At 50.5% G+C, this 16,725-nt stretch carries 14 protein-coding genes and 1 pseudogene; 9 read left to right on the forward strand and 6 right to left on the reverse strand.

The genetic code is table 11. The features are described 5' to 3' along the window. Positions 1 to 796 precede the first annotated feature (796 nt). The 3 genes from CG67_RS16200 to CG67_RS16210 all read right to left on the reverse strand — a co-directional run bounded on the left by CG67_RS16200 (position 797) and on the right by CG67_RS16210 (position 5,051). On the reverse strand, positions 797 to 2,071 hold the full coding sequence (locus CG67_RS16200) for a glycoside hydrolase family 68 protein (protein ID WP_025903981.1): 1,275 nt from the start codon (positions 2,069 to 2,071) through the stop codon (positions 797 to 799). Between the two features lie 1,369 nt (positions 2,072 to 3,440). Further along, a complete protein-coding gene (locus tag CG67_RS16205) occupies positions 3,441 to 3,743 on the reverse strand; it encodes a phage holin, lambda family (protein WP_025903982.1) in 303 nt (100 codons plus the stop codon). Between the two features lie 48 nt (positions 3,744 to 3,791). Further along, on the reverse strand, positions 3,792 to 5,051 hold the full coding sequence (locus CG67_RS16210) for a glycoside hydrolase family 68 protein (protein WP_025903983.1): 1,260 nt from the start codon (positions 5,049 to 5,051) through the stop codon (positions 3,792 to 3,794). A 293-nt stretch (positions 5,052 to 5,344) separates the two neighbouring features. Between CG67_RS16210 and CG67_RS17710 the strand changes: the two genes are divergently transcribed. From CG67_RS17710 to CG67_RS16240, 6 genes are all read left to right on the forward strand, one after another. Continuing rightward, a complete protein-coding gene (locus CG67_RS17710; protein WP_071780122.1) occupies positions 5,345 to 5,539 on the forward strand; it encodes an ogr/Delta-like zinc finger family protein in 195 nt (64 codons plus the stop codon). Between the two features lie 671 nt (positions 5,540 to 6,210). Then, the gene (locus tag CG67_RS16220; protein ID WP_038010665.1) at positions 6,211 to 8,565 is read left to right on the forward strand and encodes a TonB-dependent receptor domain-containing protein; all 2,355 of its coding nucleotides are present in this window, start codon (positions 6,211 to 6,213) and stop codon (positions 8,563 to 8,565) included. A gap of 62 nt (positions 8,566 to 8,627) precedes the next feature. Continuing rightward, positions 8,628 to 9,644, forward strand: a complete 1,017-nt coding sequence (locus CG67_RS16225) for a hemin-degrading factor (RefSeq protein WP_025903986.1) — start codon at positions 8,628 to 8,630, stop codon at positions 9,642 to 9,644. 4 nt (positions 9,645 to 9,648) lie between these two features. Next, on the forward strand, positions 9,649 to 10,470 hold the full coding sequence (locus CG67_RS16230) for a hemin ABC transporter substrate-binding protein (RefSeq protein WP_025903987.1): 822 nt from the start codon (positions 9,649 to 9,651) through the stop codon (positions 10,468 to 10,470). Then, positions 10,460 to 11,467 (forward strand): iron ABC transporter permease, encoded by a 1,008-nt coding sequence (locus CG67_RS16235; RefSeq protein ID WP_025903988.1) that lies wholly within the window; start codon positions 10,460 to 10,462, stop codon positions 11,465 to 11,467. The genes CG67_RS16230 and CG67_RS16235 overlap by 11 nt, the downstream gene beginning before the upstream one ends. Further along, positions 11,457 to 12,236, forward strand: a complete 780-nt coding sequence (locus CG67_RS16240) for a heme ABC transporter ATP-binding protein (protein ID WP_025903989.1) — start codon at positions 11,457 to 11,459, stop codon at positions 12,234 to 12,236. Before CG67_RS16235 ends, CG67_RS16240 begins: the two co-directional genes overlap by 11 nt. A gap of 185 nt (positions 12,237 to 12,421) precedes the next feature. On the opposite strand, the gene CG67_RS18380 is transcribed toward CG67_RS16240, so the two are convergent. Further along, positions 12,422 to 12,577: a hypothetical protein gene (locus CG67_RS18380; RefSeq protein ID WP_156022693.1), complete on the reverse strand. Its 156-nt coding sequence runs from the start codon at positions 12,575 to 12,577 to the stop codon at positions 12,422 to 12,424. Positions 12,578 to 12,621: 44 nt separating this feature from the next. On the opposite strand from CG67_RS18380, the gene CG67_RS18385 reads away from it, so the two are divergent. Beyond that, positions 12,622 to 12,789 (forward strand): hypothetical protein, encoded by a 168-nt coding sequence (locus tag CG67_RS18385; protein ID WP_160318978.1) that lies wholly within the window; start codon positions 12,622 to 12,624, stop codon positions 12,787 to 12,789. A 21-nt stretch (positions 12,790 to 12,810) separates the two neighbouring features. Next, positions 12,811 to 13,137, forward strand: a complete 327-nt coding sequence (locus CG67_RS16245; protein ID WP_051546428.1) for a hypothetical protein — start codon at positions 12,811 to 12,813, stop codon at positions 13,135 to 13,137. A 23-nt stretch (positions 13,138 to 13,160) separates the two neighbouring features. Here CG67_RS16245 and CG67_RS16250 read toward each other — a convergent pair. Together CG67_RS16250 and cbl are read right to left on the reverse strand one after the other, a co-directional pair. Next, a pseudogene (locus CG67_RS16250) lies at positions 13,161 to 13,484 on the reverse strand (hypothetical protein); the annotation flags it as partial. A gap of 340 nt (positions 13,485 to 13,824) precedes the next feature. Then, on the reverse strand, positions 13,825 to 14,781 hold the full coding sequence (gene cbl / locus CG67_RS16255; RefSeq protein WP_025903992.1) for an HTH-type transcriptional regulator Cbl: 957 nt from the start codon (positions 14,779 to 14,781) through the stop codon (positions 13,825 to 13,827). A gap of 300 nt (positions 14,782 to 15,081) precedes the next feature. Between cbl and CG67_RS16260 the strand changes: the two genes are divergently transcribed. After that, positions 15,082 to 16,713, forward strand: a complete 1,632-nt coding sequence (locus CG67_RS16260; protein WP_029990637.1) for a TIGR04028 family ABC transporter substrate-binding protein — start codon at positions 15,082 to 15,084, stop codon at positions 16,711 to 16,713. Positions 16,714 to 16,725 lie beyond the last annotated feature (12 nt).

Raw genomic sequence — 16,725 nt, forward strand, 5'->3', positions numbered from 1 at the left:
TAAAGAGCGGTGGCCTCCGGTGAATACCCGCAAACCTTCTGATAAGTCCTGTCTGATCTGTTGCCTGTTCCGCGGTGTTATATACGTCCGGTATTCATGAGTATTTACGGGCCACAGAAAGATTGTGAGTAATCACTTACATTGAGGTGGCGAGGGCTTCGTAAAAGACTCAGAGTCTGCAGTTCGCTGGAGCGATGACTGTGAACCCGGCGGGTGACAGAAACTCCGGTGACGTTGAGTGGCTCCGGTGAGAGATCGCTTAAGTGAAGGGCCGCTTACCACGATAGCGCTACGTCTCCCCCGTGGTTTACAGAAAAACAGGAGGTATTTTCGGGTTCCGGGGTAAGATTTACCGGTGAAAGAGGGCTGGCAGATCCGGAATTATTCAGTAATTTCAAGGTATGAGTAAGGTGTGGGTACACACTAACATTTTAGCGGATAATATCTGCCCGGGAAGGGTAACGGCAGGATGCGCCGATGTATTGCTGAAAGGTGGCAGAGGCTTATTGTTACCAAAAAGGATGAGCAGAATAAAAGGATAAACAGAGTTCATCAACTGTTGAGCCGGTAACGCATCATCGAAAGGTGTGGATTAACGCAGGTAATGTATAAGAATAAATCCGGCTGCTGAGAACTATGATTATTTCAATGCAGTTAATGATAGTAAATGTTTACAATCATAAAGGTGAAGGGCATCAGAAAAGTGCAACATAACGTCTGCCCGGAACGAACGGAAGCCATGCTGCAGTTATCACCGATAAAGACCGGCACAGTCCTCACTGTGCCGGTAGCAGTATTAACGGATGATGACGTTCTCCATTGGCGGGATGTAACCGTAGTCGAATTCTTTGACCATAAAGGTCCGTTTACCTTCGATCTTAATCTGTACGGTGGGGGCTTCGGTACCACCGATACGGTATTCGCCATCGTAGTCACCGTCAGATGCCGGCACGGTATCGATAAATGACGTGACCAGCCCGTTTGGCATCACACAGTGTGAATAGGTCTGCAACGGCTGAGACGATGGGTTACCCAGTACCAGGCCGGAACCATTCAGAGGCTCGTAAGGGCCAAACAGTGAATCACTGACAAAACCGTAAACGCCGTCCGGGCCGGTCAGGTTATCGGCATAGGTCGATTTATGGCTGATAGTAAACAGGTAGTACTTCCCGTCCTTAAAGACAAAGTGAGGACGTTCAGTCTGGTCGTTGACGCCTACCGCCGTGATCAGTGGTGGCAGCAGTTGCCAGTCATTACCTTCCGCATCTTTCGCCGCCGCCAGACCGATACAACCTGTCTGATAACGTGCGCCACCGACATCGTCATAGCCCGGAGGAATATCACCCATATCTTCAGTGGTGATTTCATGGCTGCCACGTTCCCCGGCCACATTACCTTCAAAGACCATATAGAGGTTGCCATCATTCGGGTCGATGAACGGGCTAGGGTCACGGAAGCCCCAGTACGGGTTTTGCTCTTCTGTCTGGTAGTAGAAACCGTCAGCGGAGAACAGCTCAATCACTTCATTAAAGCCGGACATCGTTACACCGTTACCATCGGCAGCAATTTTACCTTTCACCTTCACGATGGTCGCTCCCGGTGTCACGCAGGTGTAGTACAGTTCCACATCACCCTGTTCATTCAGCAGAATCGGGGTACCTGCCCATTCACGGGTGGTGGGTGACACACCTTCTGCCATCACACGGCCGCCGAATGTCCAGTTCTTGCTGTCTTTTGAGTACCAGAAGCAGATTCGGGCACGGCCGTGACGCGCATTCCAGTCGGTGTAGATGTCGTAAGTCCCATCTTCTGCGATATATTCTTCCGGAAGACGATCAGCTGTCAGCGTGAAGATAACGGACCAGCCATTGACGGAAACAATATTACCGTCATATTTACGCAGTGGCAGAGTATCCCAGATAAAGACTTCATCACTCATTACCGGAAAATCGATAGAGACCACAGGTTGAGTGGTAGTGGGATCATCGGCCCGGACTTTCAGTGCATCGGCACGGCTCCATGCTGTTGTTTTTACTTTATCTTGCAAATTTTTAATTTCAGTATTTTTCATTTTTAAAACCTCCGTAGTTAAGTGAGGCTTTATAAAAACATGGCGTGTTATTTAATTAAACGTATCCCGGATTTGTCATTTACCACACAACAGATTCAGAAAATAAACTTATTTTTTGTTGTGTGGTGGAGGACACGACGGGGAAATATATCAATATTAATTTTTTTATTAAAAGCTAACCGGTTTCCTTCGGGGTAGATATCACCGGAATCATTTTATTGATAAGATGACAAGAAAAAAATGGGGCGATATCCCTGCGACTTTTTCTTAAAATGTGGGGGTGATCGGTTTTTAAGGGAATATCCCGGTAAAAAAGTGCTGTGTTTCATGGGTGTTTAAAATAACAGGAGGGTGAGGTTGAGATATCCGGGAACCACCTCCCTGAACAGTCAATGTGATCCACTAACCGGAAAAGCGTTCAACCATTACTATGAAATAAATAGCGGTGAAAGATAAGAAATTGTCAGGATTATGACAGATCCTGTTTCTGAGATTTTCCGGATGATTCATATTTTCGTCCGGACGTTGTCCGGTATCTGTGTACTTAATTGCCGATGTCTGATCTTTATTCTTTGATATTTCTCCGGTTGTATATCAGATATACCTTTCCGGTAACGATGATGTAACTTCTGAACCCGTTACTGTTTTCTGTTCTGTTTTTCAGACGTGCTGATATGATGTTTTTCATTACGCGGAACAGGGGGCACTGCTGTACTCATCCCCTGTGATCCCATGTTTATGCCGCCGGTCTGACAGGGGATGAGAGACTCTGTCAGACGGTATGCCCGCCGCAAAGTTGGTTGCAGAGAAATATCCTCCGGCCCGGCCGCCTTGCCTGCCTGCCGGCCACGGCGGGGAAAGAGCCGCTAATCGGGGGAAATAAGCACAGAACGGTGTGTCTTCGGCTGCGGATCGCCCGGGAGGAAGGACTGCGATTGCTGAATACGTCATCCCTGAGTTTTCCGGTGAATGGTGGGGGAAATATCGAAACCTGAGCTTTATGACGGCGACAGTCAGATAAGTGATCAGGGCTGTCATGTTACGGTCATTGGGCCGGGAAATATAAACGAGCATCACCGGGCCACGGGTTAATCCGGTTTCAGGAAGGCATAAATCCGCTCAGAAAGTTATTCATGTCGGGCGCTTAACTTATCGTGCATAACCGCGATAAATATTCCCCTGCGATAATCAGGGGAATATCCTTTATCTGACGTTGGATGTGGGAATAATGTTAAATAAATGAAAACCCCACACGCTATATAAGGTTATGGTGTGGGGGGATGAATTATCGGGCAATAATTTTATCCGGCGTTCATCCTGTTATTCACTGCCCTGATATTCATTTTTCCAGGGGTGTCAATTTTGCGGATTAATTTAATTTCTTCATGATAATCCGGTTTATCCAGAAGCTGATTTTTTTTACGCCCATAAATCCGATAAATCCGCCCACAGAAACGGTTAACTGACTGGATACACCAAAATAATTCATTAATGATACGGAAACAAATGTCAGGCAGCCACAAATTCCTCCTTCAAGTAATGTTTCAATAATCCCCCGGCCGGAATATATCATTCGCAGGATAGCCATAAAGAAGGAGATGAAAACGCCAAAGAAAACAGAATCTCCTCGTACGGCCCCCTTAGCGGCATTAATAATGCTGTTAATATCCATTTTATTTTTCCTGATAAAGGCGCGACATCGGTCGCGCCGTAATGAATATTATTTGACGATGACATTTTCCATAGGAGGAATATAACCGTAGTCAAATTCTTTAACCATAAATGTCTGGTTCCCTTTTATTTTAATTTGTACGGTAGGGGCTTCCGTCCCTCCCACACGATAGCTACCGTTATAATCTCCGTTCGATTGCGGAATAGTATCGATAAAAGAGGTCACCAGGCCATTTGGCATCACGCAGTGTGAATAAGTCTGATAAGGCTGTGACGATGGATTCCCCAGAACTAAGCCGGAACCATTTAAGGGTTCATAAGGGCCAAATAATGAATCACTGACAAAACCATAAACCCCGTCAGGACCCGTGACTCCGTCGCCATAGGTAAACTTATGGCTGATAGTAAACAGGTAATACTTACCGTCTTTGAAGACAAAGTGAGGACGTTCGGTCTGGTCATTGACGCCGACGGCAGTGATTAATGGTGGCAGTAACTGCCAGTCGTTCCCTTCGGCATCTTTCGCTACCGCAAAGCCGATACAGCCGGTCTGATAACGGGCTCCGCCGACATTCTCATACCCCGGAGGCACCTCACCCATATCTTCGCTGGTGATGACGTGGGTCCCGCGGTCGCCGGCCACATTCCCTTCGAAGACCATATAAAGATTGCCATCTTTAGGGTCGATAAACGGGCTCGGGTCGCGAAAGCCCCAGTATTCATTTTGCTCTTCTGTCTGATAAATAAAACCATCGGCAGAAAAGAGTTCAATCACCTCTCTGAACCCGGAAAGCGTTACTCCGTTGCCATCGGCAGCGATCTTACCCTTAACTTTAACAATCGTCGCGCCGGGGGTGACACAGGTATAATAGAGTTCAATGTCACCCTGCTCGTTGAGCAGGACAGGTGTACCGGCCCATTCCCGGGTGGTCGGTGAAACGCCGTCCGGCATGACACGGCCACCGTAAATCCAGTTTTTGCTGTCTTTGGAATACCAGAAGCAAATGCGTGCGCGGCTGTGGCGATTGACCCAGTCACTGTCGATATCGTAGTTGCCATCGGCATCGGTATAGACCTCAGGCTGGCGTTCTGCCGTCAGCGTAAAAATGACAGACCAGCCATTCACGGAAACGATATTACCGTCATATTTTTTCAGCGGCATGGTGTCCCAGATAAATACTTCATCGCTCATGACCGGAAAATCAATACCGACCAACGGCTGTGTGGTGGTGGGATCATCAGAACGAACTTTAAGGGCGTCAGCACGGCTCCATGCAGTAGTTTTCACTTTATCTATTAAATTTTTCATATTAAACCTCCGTAATTGAATGAGGTTTAATAAAATCATGCACCCGAAAATAATTAAAACGGATTTAATTTTGTAATGCACCACACAACAGACATAATTAAAAAAAGGGCTGTGTTGTTGTGTAGTGAGTGACAGACCAGAGAATGATGGCGCTGGCCGGGTATATAAATAAGTATCTACAGCCAGATAAAAAGCAGATAGAATCTTTAATCTATTATCAGCCATTAATGTAGTGATTGATCATTTATACCTCTACATGTTTTAAAATTATTCAGTAAAAATAGGTGGTACTTATGATGCGTTGCCCGATCTGTAACAAGCCGGCTCACACACGTACAAGCCGTTACTTAAGTGATACGACCAAGGAAGCATACTATCAATGTCAGGATATTACCTGCTCATGCACCTTTAAAACGATAGAGAGTCTGGAGAAAATTATATGTGCTCCGATGGCGGATCAGGAACAACGAATAATGGCTGCATTATAGGAATAGTCTTAATAACGATTTTTCCACTGAACTTTCCATCAATATTGTAAGCGCTGATAATAATCAGAGATGTCGTATGGAAAATATTTTCCGACGGCATATTCGCGGAAGCTTATCAATAATTGATCAATATTGTTTTCTGTAGGGTTAAACCGCGTATGCAAAATATACCGCGGTTTAACCCTCTCCCTGTAATAATGTAAATTACTCGTTATTATTTTGTTTTGTTGATGGTCCGGCAGGCCCGGAGCCTGACGGTTCATCCTGTTTTTTACAGAGCACCCCGGTTCCGGTTCTTCGTTATTCAGACGACCGGCTTTATGCGGTGAAGATCGCATACAAACCCTTAGGGTGCACCGTTTCCTGTCCGACGCTGACCCCTGAAGGTTTCACCTATCCTCCGCACTGTTCATTGAACTATCTCCCGCACGATCCATAACACTCTCTCCCGTACTGTCCCGCAGCAGCATCCGGCATCTTTACTCTTTCCTGACAGACTTAGTGTTTAAAAAGTGTAAATGCAGTTGATAATTATTATCATATTGATGTAGATTCTCATCCAAGAATAAGTGGCTGATATTTGCACAGTTTATTCCATTGAGAGGAAAGTCATTCGTTTGCATTCACTTGCCGGCAAACGACATTTTTGGCGTGTCTGGATACTGATAATTATGTATAAATTTCTGACTCAGGGTAAATTGAAACCCGCATTGTTCAAATTCACCGCGGTGGCATTGTCCGTTCATTCGGCCTGTACTTTTGCCGCAACCACAGCGAATACTGCCGGCGAGGCCGGGAGTTCTGAACAGCAACTGACCGTCACGGCTACCCCGTTGCCGTTGCGTGCAGATAATCAGAAAACGATAACGGCTGATCAGATGCAAAAACAGGGAGCAACGGACTTTGGTACGCTGATGCGCTATCAGACGCTGGTCAGTGCTACCGGAGCCAGTGGCGGCTCCGGTAACGGAAAAAGTGGTTTTGACCGCGGCGGCTACACCGGCTACAACATCCGCGGTCTGGAAAGTAACCGTGTCGGCATTGATGTGGATGGGGTGGAACTCCCGTCGGCTACCGGGCGTGGCTATGTCGGACGTACCGGCGTGAATACTTTCGGTATCGGTCGCGATTATATTGACCCGTACCTGTTTGGTGTAATGAATATTGATGCAGGAGCGACAGCGGTATCACAGCCGAATACCTCTATCGGCGGCATGGTTTCCTTCCGGACTAAATCCCCGGACGATTATCTGAACCCGGAAAAGCCGGCCTATTTCGGTTACCAGTCAGATTACGATTCTTCAGATCGGGGCTGGCACAACGGGATCACTGCGGCAGCCGGTGATGAAGAACTGCGCGGGATTTTTGTCTATAGTCGTCGTGACGGCCAGCAAACCCGTAATAACAGCGGTACCGTTTCTGCGTATCCGGAGAACTGGCATTCCGACGCCTTCCTGACCACCGGCATCTGGCAACCGAATGATCAGCATAAGCTGACCGGAACGTTCAGTTACTATGATAAAACCACCCATACGCATTATGACACCTGGGATTCCTCCGGCGCGGAAGTGATCGGTACCAGTCATCAGTCCGGGGAAACCCGTCGGTTAGGTGTCAATCTGCAGGATGAATATACCCCGTATAATGACTGGATAGATTCCCTGACCACCCGGGTTAACTGGCAAAAAACCCAGGCGCATGACAATACGCTGGCACCTTATGATACCGGGGTGATAGGCCGTACCTACTCGGACTACAATACGAACTCTCTGGGGTTCTCCAGCGAACTGCGTAAAACCCTGGGTCGCCATGAGCTGAGCGGGGGAGTGAACGCCGGTCTGGAAAATACGGCGCGTCCGTTCGCTCAGTCACCGGCTCCGCTGGTGTACTTCTCAGTCATGCAGCCGCAGGCTGACAGCCGGAGCACGACCCTCGGTGCTTTCCTGCAGGATAAAATTAACTTTGATCTGCAGGGCCATAATTTCGCGATCACACCGGGTGTTCGTGTCGCCTATCAGAAAACCAAACCACAGAATCTCTCTTCTCTCGCCGCGGGGAGTTCAGTGCTGACCACTGAGGATCTGGAGACCTTATACGGTTCAGGCACCAGCGATACCGAGGTCTTACCGTCCCTGACGCTGCAATATTCGTTAACTCCGACGCTGCTGACTTATGTTCAGTATAAACGCGGGGCCGAATTCCCGGATGCCAGCCAGTTGTACGGTTCATGGAACCTGGGTTCAAGCTATGCAGGAACCCAGCAATATGCACTGATCGGTAACCCGTCACTGAAAACAGAAACCAGTAATAACTTTGAGTGGGGCCTGACCGGGCAACTGAACCCGGGGGTGACCCTGAGCGGCTCGGTCTTCTACAACCAGTACGATAACTTCATTGCGTACACACGTTATACCCGCAGCGGCTCCCCGGAGGCGTTTACCCAGGTACCATCGAATATTTATACGATTTATCAGGCTGAAAACCGCGATAAAGCCTTTATCTATGGCGGAGATATCAGTGCGAAATTCCATATCGGTCATTGGCTGGAGTCTGCTGAAGGCCTGAGCACAACCCTGGCGCTGGGTTATACCAAAGGTGAGTCTAAGTCTTCACTCAGCGGTGATAGCTACACCGATCTGGATAGCGTAGCGCCAATGAAGGCAGTGGTCGGTGTGGCATGGGATGCACCGTCAGGCGTCTGGGGCAGTGCAGTAACGGCGACGTTTGTGAAAGGGAAACAAGCCAGCGAGACCACGCGTAATACCGTCACGACCGGTCCGGTGACCAGTACAGAAAGCCCGTATTTGCGTATTCCGGGTTATGGCCTGATGGATGCGACCGCTTACTGGCGTATCACAAAAAATGTCAAACTGAGCGGCGGGATCTATAACATTACTAATCGTAAATATATCGATTACCTCAGCAGTCGTGATCTGAAAACATCGACCGCGCAGAACAACAATGATATTGCATTAGCCGTGATGCCGGGCCGGACGTATCAGTTAGGTCTGAACGTTGATTTCTGATGATCCATTATCCGCCCTGCCATGGCGGCAGGGCACTCAGGGAACAGAGAGCAGGAGAAGTTATGACAACCCTTTATCAGCATTATCTGCAGTTAAAAACCGAACATCCGGGATGTTATGCCCGGGATCTGGCGAAAATGATGGGGATCAGTGAAGCTGAGCTGACGCAGGCAAGGGCAGACGAAGCGCAACCTCTGCGGGCAGACTTCCCGGCGTTACTGAATGCGCTGAAAAGTGTGGGTGAAATTAAAAGTATTACCCGCAACGAATATGCAGTACACGAACAGATTGGCACCTTTGATAACCTGCATCTTGGTCCGCATGCCGGGCTGGTATTAAACCCGCGGCACCTGGACCTGCGTTTTTTCCTGGCAAAATGGCACAGTGTTTTCAGCCTGCAGGAGCAGAGCACCCGCGGCGAACGCCACAGTATTCAGATCTTTGATAGTCAGGGCGATGCCGTGATCAAAATCTATGCCACCGGGAATACCGATCAGGCGGCCTGGCAGCAACTGATCACTGATTTCCGTCAGCCTGGACCTGCGGTGATCTCTCTGAACCAGGCACCTGCCCCTGCGTATGCAGAACAGATTGATGCGTCACTGATAGAGCAGGAATGGCGGGAAATGACCGATGTACATCAGTTTTTCCGTCTGCTCAGCCGTCATAATATCAGCCGGCAACAGGCCTTTGCGGCGGTCAGTGATGATCTGGCCTGGCGGGTAAATTCCGGGGCACTGGCACAGATCCTGACGCTTTCTAAGGAGGCAGGTAATGAGATTATGATCTTTGTCGGTAACCGGGGCTGCACACAGATTTTTACCGGTCAGGTGGAAAAACTTGAACCGATGAAGGGCTGGCTGAATATCTTTAATCCCCGCTTTACCCTGCATTTACAGGATAAGCAGATAGCTGAAAGCTGGATCACCCGTAAACCCACGGTGGACGGACACGTCACCAGCCTGGAGTTATTTGCCGCGGATGGCACGCAAATCGCGCAGCTCTACGGACAGCGCAGTGAAGGGCAGCCGGAGCAGGATCTCTGGCGTCAGCAAATCGAATCACTCACAGGGGTATAATGGCATGAGATTTTTTGGCCTGATGCTTTGTTTGCTGGCATTACCTGTTTTTGCCAGCCCGCGGGTGGTTTCCATTGGCGGAGATGTCACCGAAATCGTCTATGCACTGGGCGCCGGTGACCAGCTGGTGGGCCGTGACAGTACCAGTATCCATCCGGCACAGGCCGAAAAACTTCCCGATGTCGGCTATATGCGCCAGCTGAATACCGAAGGTATTCTGGCGTTGAAACCGGCGGTGGTACTTGCCAATAACCAGGCGAAACCCTCACAGGTTCTGGAACAGCTATCGCAGGTCGGGGTGAACGTGGTGCATGTTACCGGCGAGAACAGCCTGCCGGCCATTCTGCAAAAAATTACGACGGTTGCCAACGCCCTGCATAAAGAAGAGGCCGCAAAACCTCTGTTACGTCAGGTCCGTGAACAGATACAGGCATTGCCGACCCGGCCTTTGTCGATCAAAGCGTTGTATATTATGGCCAACAGCGGTATGACCACCCTGGTGGCGGGTAAAGAGACGGCGGCAGATGTGGCGATGCGCAGCGCCGGGCTGAGTAACGTGATGGGGAATGTCCCTCACTACCAGAGCCTGTCGGCGGAGGGCGTTATTGCCGCGGCTCCGCAGGTCATTCTCATCGACCGTCGCGGTGTGGCTGCCCTGGGGGGAACAGACAAATTGTGGCAGTTACCTGGACTGTCTATGACCCCGGCCGGCCGGGATCACCGGGTGATCATTATTGACCAGGTGGCGCTGCTGGGCTTTGGTCCGGAGACGCCGGGAGCTATCCTGCAGCTGCGTCAGGCGGCAGAAAAGATCCATGCGGAGTAACCGCCGTACTTTCGTCTGGCTGCCGGTGATGGGGGGGATCCTGCTGGCAGCCTTACTGATTTCCAGCCTGTCCGGGGCTTTACCTCTTTCTCTGTCCACCGTCTGGCATGCGGATCCTGATAGCCTGACCCGGAAGATATGGCTGAATATCCGCTTGCCCCGGGTGTTGCTGGCGGCGCTGGTCGGGCTGGCTCTGGCCGTCTCCGGTACCGTGATGCAGGGATTATTTCGTAACCCGCTGGCCGACCCGGGATTACTGGGGATCAGCAGCGGGGCGGGCCTTGCCGTGGCTATCGCCCTGATTATTCCGTTTTCCCTGCCTTCGGCCCTGGCCCTGTGGTTACCGATGATGGCGGCGTTTATCGGCAGCCTGCTGGTCACCGTGCTGATCTTTCAGCTTAGCCGGTTTACCGGCGGACATCTGTCCCGTTTATTATTGTTTGGTGTGGCCATCAATGCAGTGTGCGGGGCAATCGTCGGTGTACTGTCATGGGTAAGTAATGATCAGCAGTTACGTCAGCTATCGTTATGGGGCATGGGGACACTTTCTCAGGCACAGTGGCCGGTGATCCTCGTGTGTGGTTTACTCATTCTGCCCGCCACCTTCGGGACAGTATTCTTTTCACAGCGACTCAACTTACTGCAACTGGGTGAGGAAGATGCCCATTATATGGGGGTCAATGTCCGCCGTACGCAGCGACAGTTACTGGTGCTGAATGCCTTACTGGTGGGGACTGCCGTGTCTGTCAGCGGGGTCATTGGCTTTATCGGGCTGGTGATCCCCCATGTGATGCGAATGTGTTTCGGCAGTGATCACCGCACTGTCCTGCCGGCATCGGCGCTATGTGGCGCTATTTTACTGCTGCTGGCCGACACGCTGGCCCGTACGATAGTGGCCCCGGCCGAAATGCCGGTCGGATTGCTCACCAGCCTGATTGGCGCACCGTGGTTTTTCTGGCTGATTATTCGTCGTCAACGGGGGAGTGATGGTTCTTAACCTTGAGGCGGATAACCTCATTCTGAAACGCGGGCCAAAGACGTTGTTGTCAGGGGTATCGTTGCAGTTATCGCCGGGAGAAATGGTCGCACTGATAGGCCCGAACGGTGCCGGAAAATCCACATTACTGCGGGTGCTGAGTGGTTATCTCTCTCCGGACAGTGGCGAGTGCCGGTTACAGGGAAAAGCGTTGACCGCATGGGAAGGGCGCTTGCTGGCACAGCAACGTGCGGTCATGCGCCAGCAAAGCGACCTGACTTTTTCACTGTCCGCAAGGCAGGTCATTTGTCTGGGCAGGGCTGCCTGGCCCCGCTATCAGCAGGATGACATCGTGGCAGAGGTGGCCGGACTGACCGGTTGCGGCGGCTTACTGGATCGCAGTTATCTGCACTTATCCGGCGGAGAACAGCAGCGGGTTCAGCTGGCCCGTGTGCTGGCACAACTCTGGCGTGACGGCGAGCCACAGGGATTTCTGTTTCTTGATGAACCCACCTCGGCTCTGGATCTCTACCATCAGCAACATATTCTGAGGTTACTGCATCGGCTGACCCGGCAGGGGAAACTGATGGTCTGCACTGTGCTGCATGATCTTAATCAGGCATCGCTCTGGGCAGACCGCATTATATTACTGCATCGGGGAAGCCTTGTTGCGCAGGGGATACCACAACAGGTGCTGAATACAGAGACATTACAGCACTGGTACGGAGCGGAACTGATTGTCCATACGGCAACCCCCCACCAACGGCCACAGGTCATGCTGTTACCCTGAAACGGTGGGGTTTACCCCTGGCGAACCGGTGATGATTATTCGTCTGTCGCCGGGTTTGGGATCAGGATGATCTTTCTGTCCGGGATCGCACTCTCCGGGTCGGATCTTCCGGGTGTCAGCCGGGGGGAGGATCCGCGCCCCGGCCGGGGATGGGGGAGCGGGATCACCGAACAGGGAAGTTGCGGTTACTCATCAAAACAGAGTTCGGGGGAAGCCCCCTGATCGTCATATTCCTCATTTCCGCTGGCGGCAGGGCAGCCCGGATCCCGTGAATCATCTGAAAGGTAACGCTGACCGGTGGCCAGGATCTCTTCAATTTGCATCGCATAAGTTGTCGGCATCAGAAAACTCCATGGTTGCTGAATAGTGGATCTGCAGAGCCAGCATGGCAACCGCAGATGACATTCCTGTGAACCCGCCCGTAAAGAGTAAAGATTTAGCCGTGGCTGCAGGACAGAGCCGGGGGGGAATGGCTATGCTGGATCACATCACTATTGAAGTCAGGGTTAAACCGTTCAGAGCTACAAAAATTGAAGAACAAGTGTCAGGTTGATTAGATAAGGAAGTTAATGAAATGACTATGGATTTCAGTAAAGATCGTCTTCTGGCATCGGGTTTTACGGTGAAGGAATTACAGAAACTTCAACATAATATCGATAACTTTGGCGGTACGTTTGAGGAAGTTGTCAGCGATTTAGCCAAAAGGTTTAAAATTTTTTTGTGGGTTTTTTTTTGCTGTGTTGCGTGTTTTTGGTTTCTTATTTATTCAAAGATTGATGACATCGGATATGTTTTTGGTGGTGGTATATCGTTATTTGTTGCTGTATTGATAATTGGATTTTCTCAGCCGCCAATCATTTCATTTAAATGCTGGCGGTTTTGTCGGGTAAATAAAAATTAGTTATTATCTGTGCTGATAAGGTCAAATATCACTTTGGCATAAAGTTTCGCCGCTTTCGTGCGCAGCATTCGATCCTGCTCTTCAAGATTTTCGGTCTCTGCCCTGAGGTTTTTTACGCAGGCCATGCATTCTTCATCAGACTTTGCGCGTCGTGCGGCTGCAAACTGCTGCTCAACAACCTCTTTTATTTCCCGGACAAACTTCATCCGGGTCAGGCCCTCCCGAAGATGGAAGGAGGACAGCGTATTCGCTATATTAATCAGCTTTCTGGCCTCAAGGTTAACCATTGTCTCTGCCCGGTCTTTATTCCTGCCTGAGCGCATCATATCAAGTAATGCAGCATCCATTTTTATTCTCCCTGTATATTACATCGCCGATAATACCCCTTTATGTTCAGCTGTAAATAACCGTCGTTTCAGTCGGAAATATGTCGGTTCCGATATACCTGTTTTCTCCGATACGGCCTTGAATGACACTCTCCGCCTAATCAGCGCAAGAGCCGAAGCTGTAGCCGGATGAGGTTTACTGCCGAACCTGACTCCGGAAGCCATCGCTACTGTCCGCCCGTCATTGGTCCTTTCAGGGATGCGTGCATGCGCAGACTCCGGCCAGGCTGCTGACCGAAATTCGCCGGCAGACCGGGGTTCGATTCCCATCCGATGACGTGTTGCCCTGAAGCGCGCAGGGTCAGATTTCGAAGTTATAGGGAACCTCATGGCCGGAAACCGCTTCCTGTGTATTTGCTTTTAGCTCATCGACGGACAGGTTCGGATTACATAGCATCATAAATTGCCACAGATAATCCCGTTGTAACTGACCCCGCTTCACTGCCAGCCAGACGGTACTGGCAGTGAATAAATGGCGGACATCCAGTGCAATCACTTCCTCTTCCTGCCCGGAGACCGCTGTTTCGGCGACAATTCCGATCCCCATGCCCAGTCTGACATAAGTTTTCACCACATCTGAGTCCTGTGCACTGAGCACAATATCGACTTTCAGACCGGCACTCTCAAAGGCCTGGTCGATCACCGACCGTCCGGTCATTCCGCTGCGGTAGGTGATTAACGGCCACGCGGCCAGATGCTCCAGAGTAATGTCCTGCAGATCCGCCAGCGGATGTTGTTTAGGGATCAAAACCTTATGGTTCCATTTGAACCAGGGAAACGCCCGCAATGTTTCGCTGTGTGATAAGGCTTCGGAGGCGATACCTAAATCTGCGCTACCGCCACTGACCATACTGCGGATTTCTTCAGGCGTGCCCTGATTAAGCACGACGCGGATATTCGGATATAACTCACGGAACAGCTTGATCTTACCCGGCAGAGAATAGCGGGCCTGGGTATGGGTGGTGGCAATCGTCAGTATCCCGTCCTGCTGGCCGGTGAAAAGCTCCCCTAACCGCTTCGCTTTTCCGGCATCATCCAGTATGCGTTTCGCAATGGTCAGCATTTCTTTACCCGGTCCGGTCAGGCCGAGCATACGTTTACCATGGCGAATAAACAGCTCTACACCCAGTTCTTCTTCCAGCTCACGGATATGGCGACTGATCCCGGACTGAGAGGTGTATAACGTTTTGGCCACTTCGGTCAGATTGAACTGGCACCGGGAGGCCTCCCTGATAATTCTTAGCTGCTGGAAGTTCATGTTATTCACTTTTTATGCTTAGGGGTGACCTGGCTAAAATAAAAAAAATCGTCCGGCGGAGTAAATAATTAAAACTTCACATATATTCCTGAAAGATATATGTACATAAAATACGACCTTAAAAAATTCTTCTGCGGTGAAATAACAGGAAATACGGCCCGGAACGGCAGAAAATTCGCCGTCCCGGCGGGGTTAGTTCTTTTTCACACAAGCTATGCCATTTTTGTTATTTCAACTATGAAAACGATGACTCTTATTATGAATTTCCGGTTTCAGGAAAAAATAATAACGAGGCAGCATATGAGAGGGTTGAGTTCAGGTCGTTTCAGGAAACATTTGCTGGTATCGCTGGTACTGGCGTCATCAGCGGCATGGGCCGCGGATAAGCCTGTCCAGGGGGGCACGCTGATTTATCTTGAGCAGCAAGCACACACTAACCTGTATCCCCCGGCCGGCGGGTTCTATCCCAATGGCGGGATACTGAATCAGATCACCGATAAACTGACCTGGCAAAACCCGAAAACCCTGGCGATTGAACCCTGGATTGCCGAAAGCTGGAGCAGCAACCCGCAAAAAACCGAATGGACATTTAAATTGCGTCCGGGAGTCACTTTCTCTGATGGCACACCTCTGGATGCCGCGGCGGTCGCCAAAAACTTTGATACCTACGGGCTGGGAAATAAAGAAAAGCATTTCCCGGTCTCTGAAGTCGTCAATAATTATGATCACAGTGAGGTAATTAACCCGCTGACGGTCCGGTTTTATTTTAAAAAACCGTCTCCCGGCTTTTTACAGGGAACCTCGACCATTGGTTCCGGCCTGGTGTCATTATCTACTCTGAATAAAAACTTCGATCAGCTGGGCGACGCCCGGAATATTATAGGCTCCGGTCCGTTCGTGGTGAAATCTGAAACCCTCGGTCATGAAGTCGACCTGGTCGCCAGGAAAGATTATCACTGGGGACCGGCCAGCGACCCGCATCAGGGACGGGCCTGGCTGGATGGTATTAAAGTCCTGGTCACTCCGGAAGACGGGGTACGCATTGGTGCATTACTGGCAGGTCAGGCCGATTTTATTCGTCAGATCCAGGCTTATGATGAGAAACGGGTAGAAGCGCAACATCTGCCTGTCTATGCCGAAGCGACACGGGGGGTGAATGATAGCCTGAGTTTCCGCCCGGATAACCCGCTGGTGGCCGATCTCCGGGTGCGTCAGGCGCTCTCACTGGCGACCAACCGTCAGCAAATCGTCGAAACTCTCTTCTCAGCAAATTATCCTGCAGCCACCTCGGTGCTGGCCTCGACGGCCTCCGGATATGTTCCGCTACAGAACTTACTGAAGTACGACCCACAGCAGGCAGAAAAACTGCTGGATGAAGCCGGGTGGACACCTGGCCCTCAGGGGATCCGCCAGAAACACGGGGTACCGCTGTCCCTGAGTGTTCTGGTATCTCTTCCGCAGCCGCAGAACAAAGAAGTTTTAGAACTGGTGGCCCGCCAGTGGCGAAAAATCGGGGTGCTGCTGAATGTCAGGCCTTCCGATGGCGGATCGTCACTGCTGAAAAATCTCGATCCGTTAAAAGCGCCGCTGACCGTTTCCGAAGTGGGCCGGGCCGACCCGGATGTGCTGAAGAGTATGTTCTACCCCGCAAACCGTGATGCACTGCTGCAGAAAGGCGGCCAGAGCAATAAGGTTAAATCGTTCCGTGATAATACGCTGGATGATCTTCTGGAGCGGATTTCGACAGAAACGGATAACGCTCAGCGTCTGAAACTGACCGGCGATGCGCAACGCTATCTGCTGGAAAAAGCCTATGTGATCCCGATTTTTGAAGAGCCGCAGGTGTATGCAGGTGCCACCTGGCTGAAAGGGATGAGCTTTGAAGCGGTAGGCCGGCCATCGTTCTACGATGCCTGGTTAGATAAGAAATAAGCGGAGGCGAGG

Origin of the sequence: Tatumella sp. UCD-D_suzukii (assembly GCF_000611875.2) — a bacterium.
Lineage (GTDB): Bacteria > Pseudomonadota > Gammaproteobacteria > Enterobacterales > Enterobacteriaceae > Tatumella > Tatumella ptyseos.

Excerpts from the sequence above, each read along its gene's own strand:
- CG67_RS16200 (WP_025903981.1), bottom strand. The coding sequence starts at position 2,071 with ATGAAAAATACTGAAATTAAAAATTTGCAAGATAAAGTAAAAACAACA.
- CG67_RS16205 (WP_025903982.1), bottom strand. The coding sequence starts at position 3,743 with ATGGATATTAACAGCATTATTAATGCCGCTAAGGGGGCCGTACGAGGA.
- CG67_RS16210 (WP_025903983.1), bottom strand. The coding sequence starts at position 5,051 with ATGAAAAATTTAATAGATAAAGTGAAAACTACTGCATGGAGCCGTGCT.
- CG67_RS17710 (WP_071780122.1), top strand. The coding sequence starts at position 5,345 with ATGATGCGTTGCCCGATCTGTAACAAGCCGGCTCACACACGTACAAGC.
- CG67_RS16220 (WP_038010665.1), top strand. The coding sequence starts at position 6,211 with ATGTATAAATTTCTGACTCAGGGTAAATTGAAACCCGCATTGTTCAAA.
- CG67_RS16225 (WP_025903986.1), top strand. The coding sequence starts at position 8,628 with ATGACAACCCTTTATCAGCATTATCTGCAGTTAAAAACCGAACATCCG.
- CG67_RS16230 (WP_025903987.1), top strand. The coding sequence starts at position 9,649 with ATGAGATTTTTTGGCCTGATGCTTTGTTTGCTGGCATTACCTGTTTTT.
- CG67_RS16235 (WP_025903988.1), top strand. The coding sequence starts at position 10,460 with ATGCGGAGTAACCGCCGTACTTTCGTCTGGCTGCCGGTGATGGGGGGG.
- CG67_RS16240 (WP_025903989.1), top strand. The coding sequence starts at position 11,457 with ATGGTTCTTAACCTTGAGGCGGATAACCTCATTCTGAAACGCGGGCCA.
- CG67_RS18380 (WP_156022693.1), bottom strand. The coding sequence starts at position 12,577 with ATGCCGACAACTTATGCGATGCAAATTGAAGAGATCCTGGCCACCGGT.
- CG67_RS18385 (WP_160318978.1), top strand. The coding sequence starts at position 12,622 with ATGGCAACCGCAGATGACATTCCTGTGAACCCGCCCGTAAAGAGTAAA.
- CG67_RS16245 (WP_051546428.1), top strand. The coding sequence starts at position 12,811 with ATGACTATGGATTTCAGTAAAGATCGTCTTCTGGCATCGGGTTTTACG.
- cbl (WP_025903992.1), bottom strand. The coding sequence starts at position 14,781 with ATGAACTTCCAGCAGCTAAGAATTATCAGGGAGGCCTCCCGGTGCCAG.
- CG67_RS16260 (WP_029990637.1), top strand. The coding sequence starts at position 15,082 with ATGAGAGGGTTGAGTTCAGGTCGTTTCAGGAAACATTTGCTGGTATCG.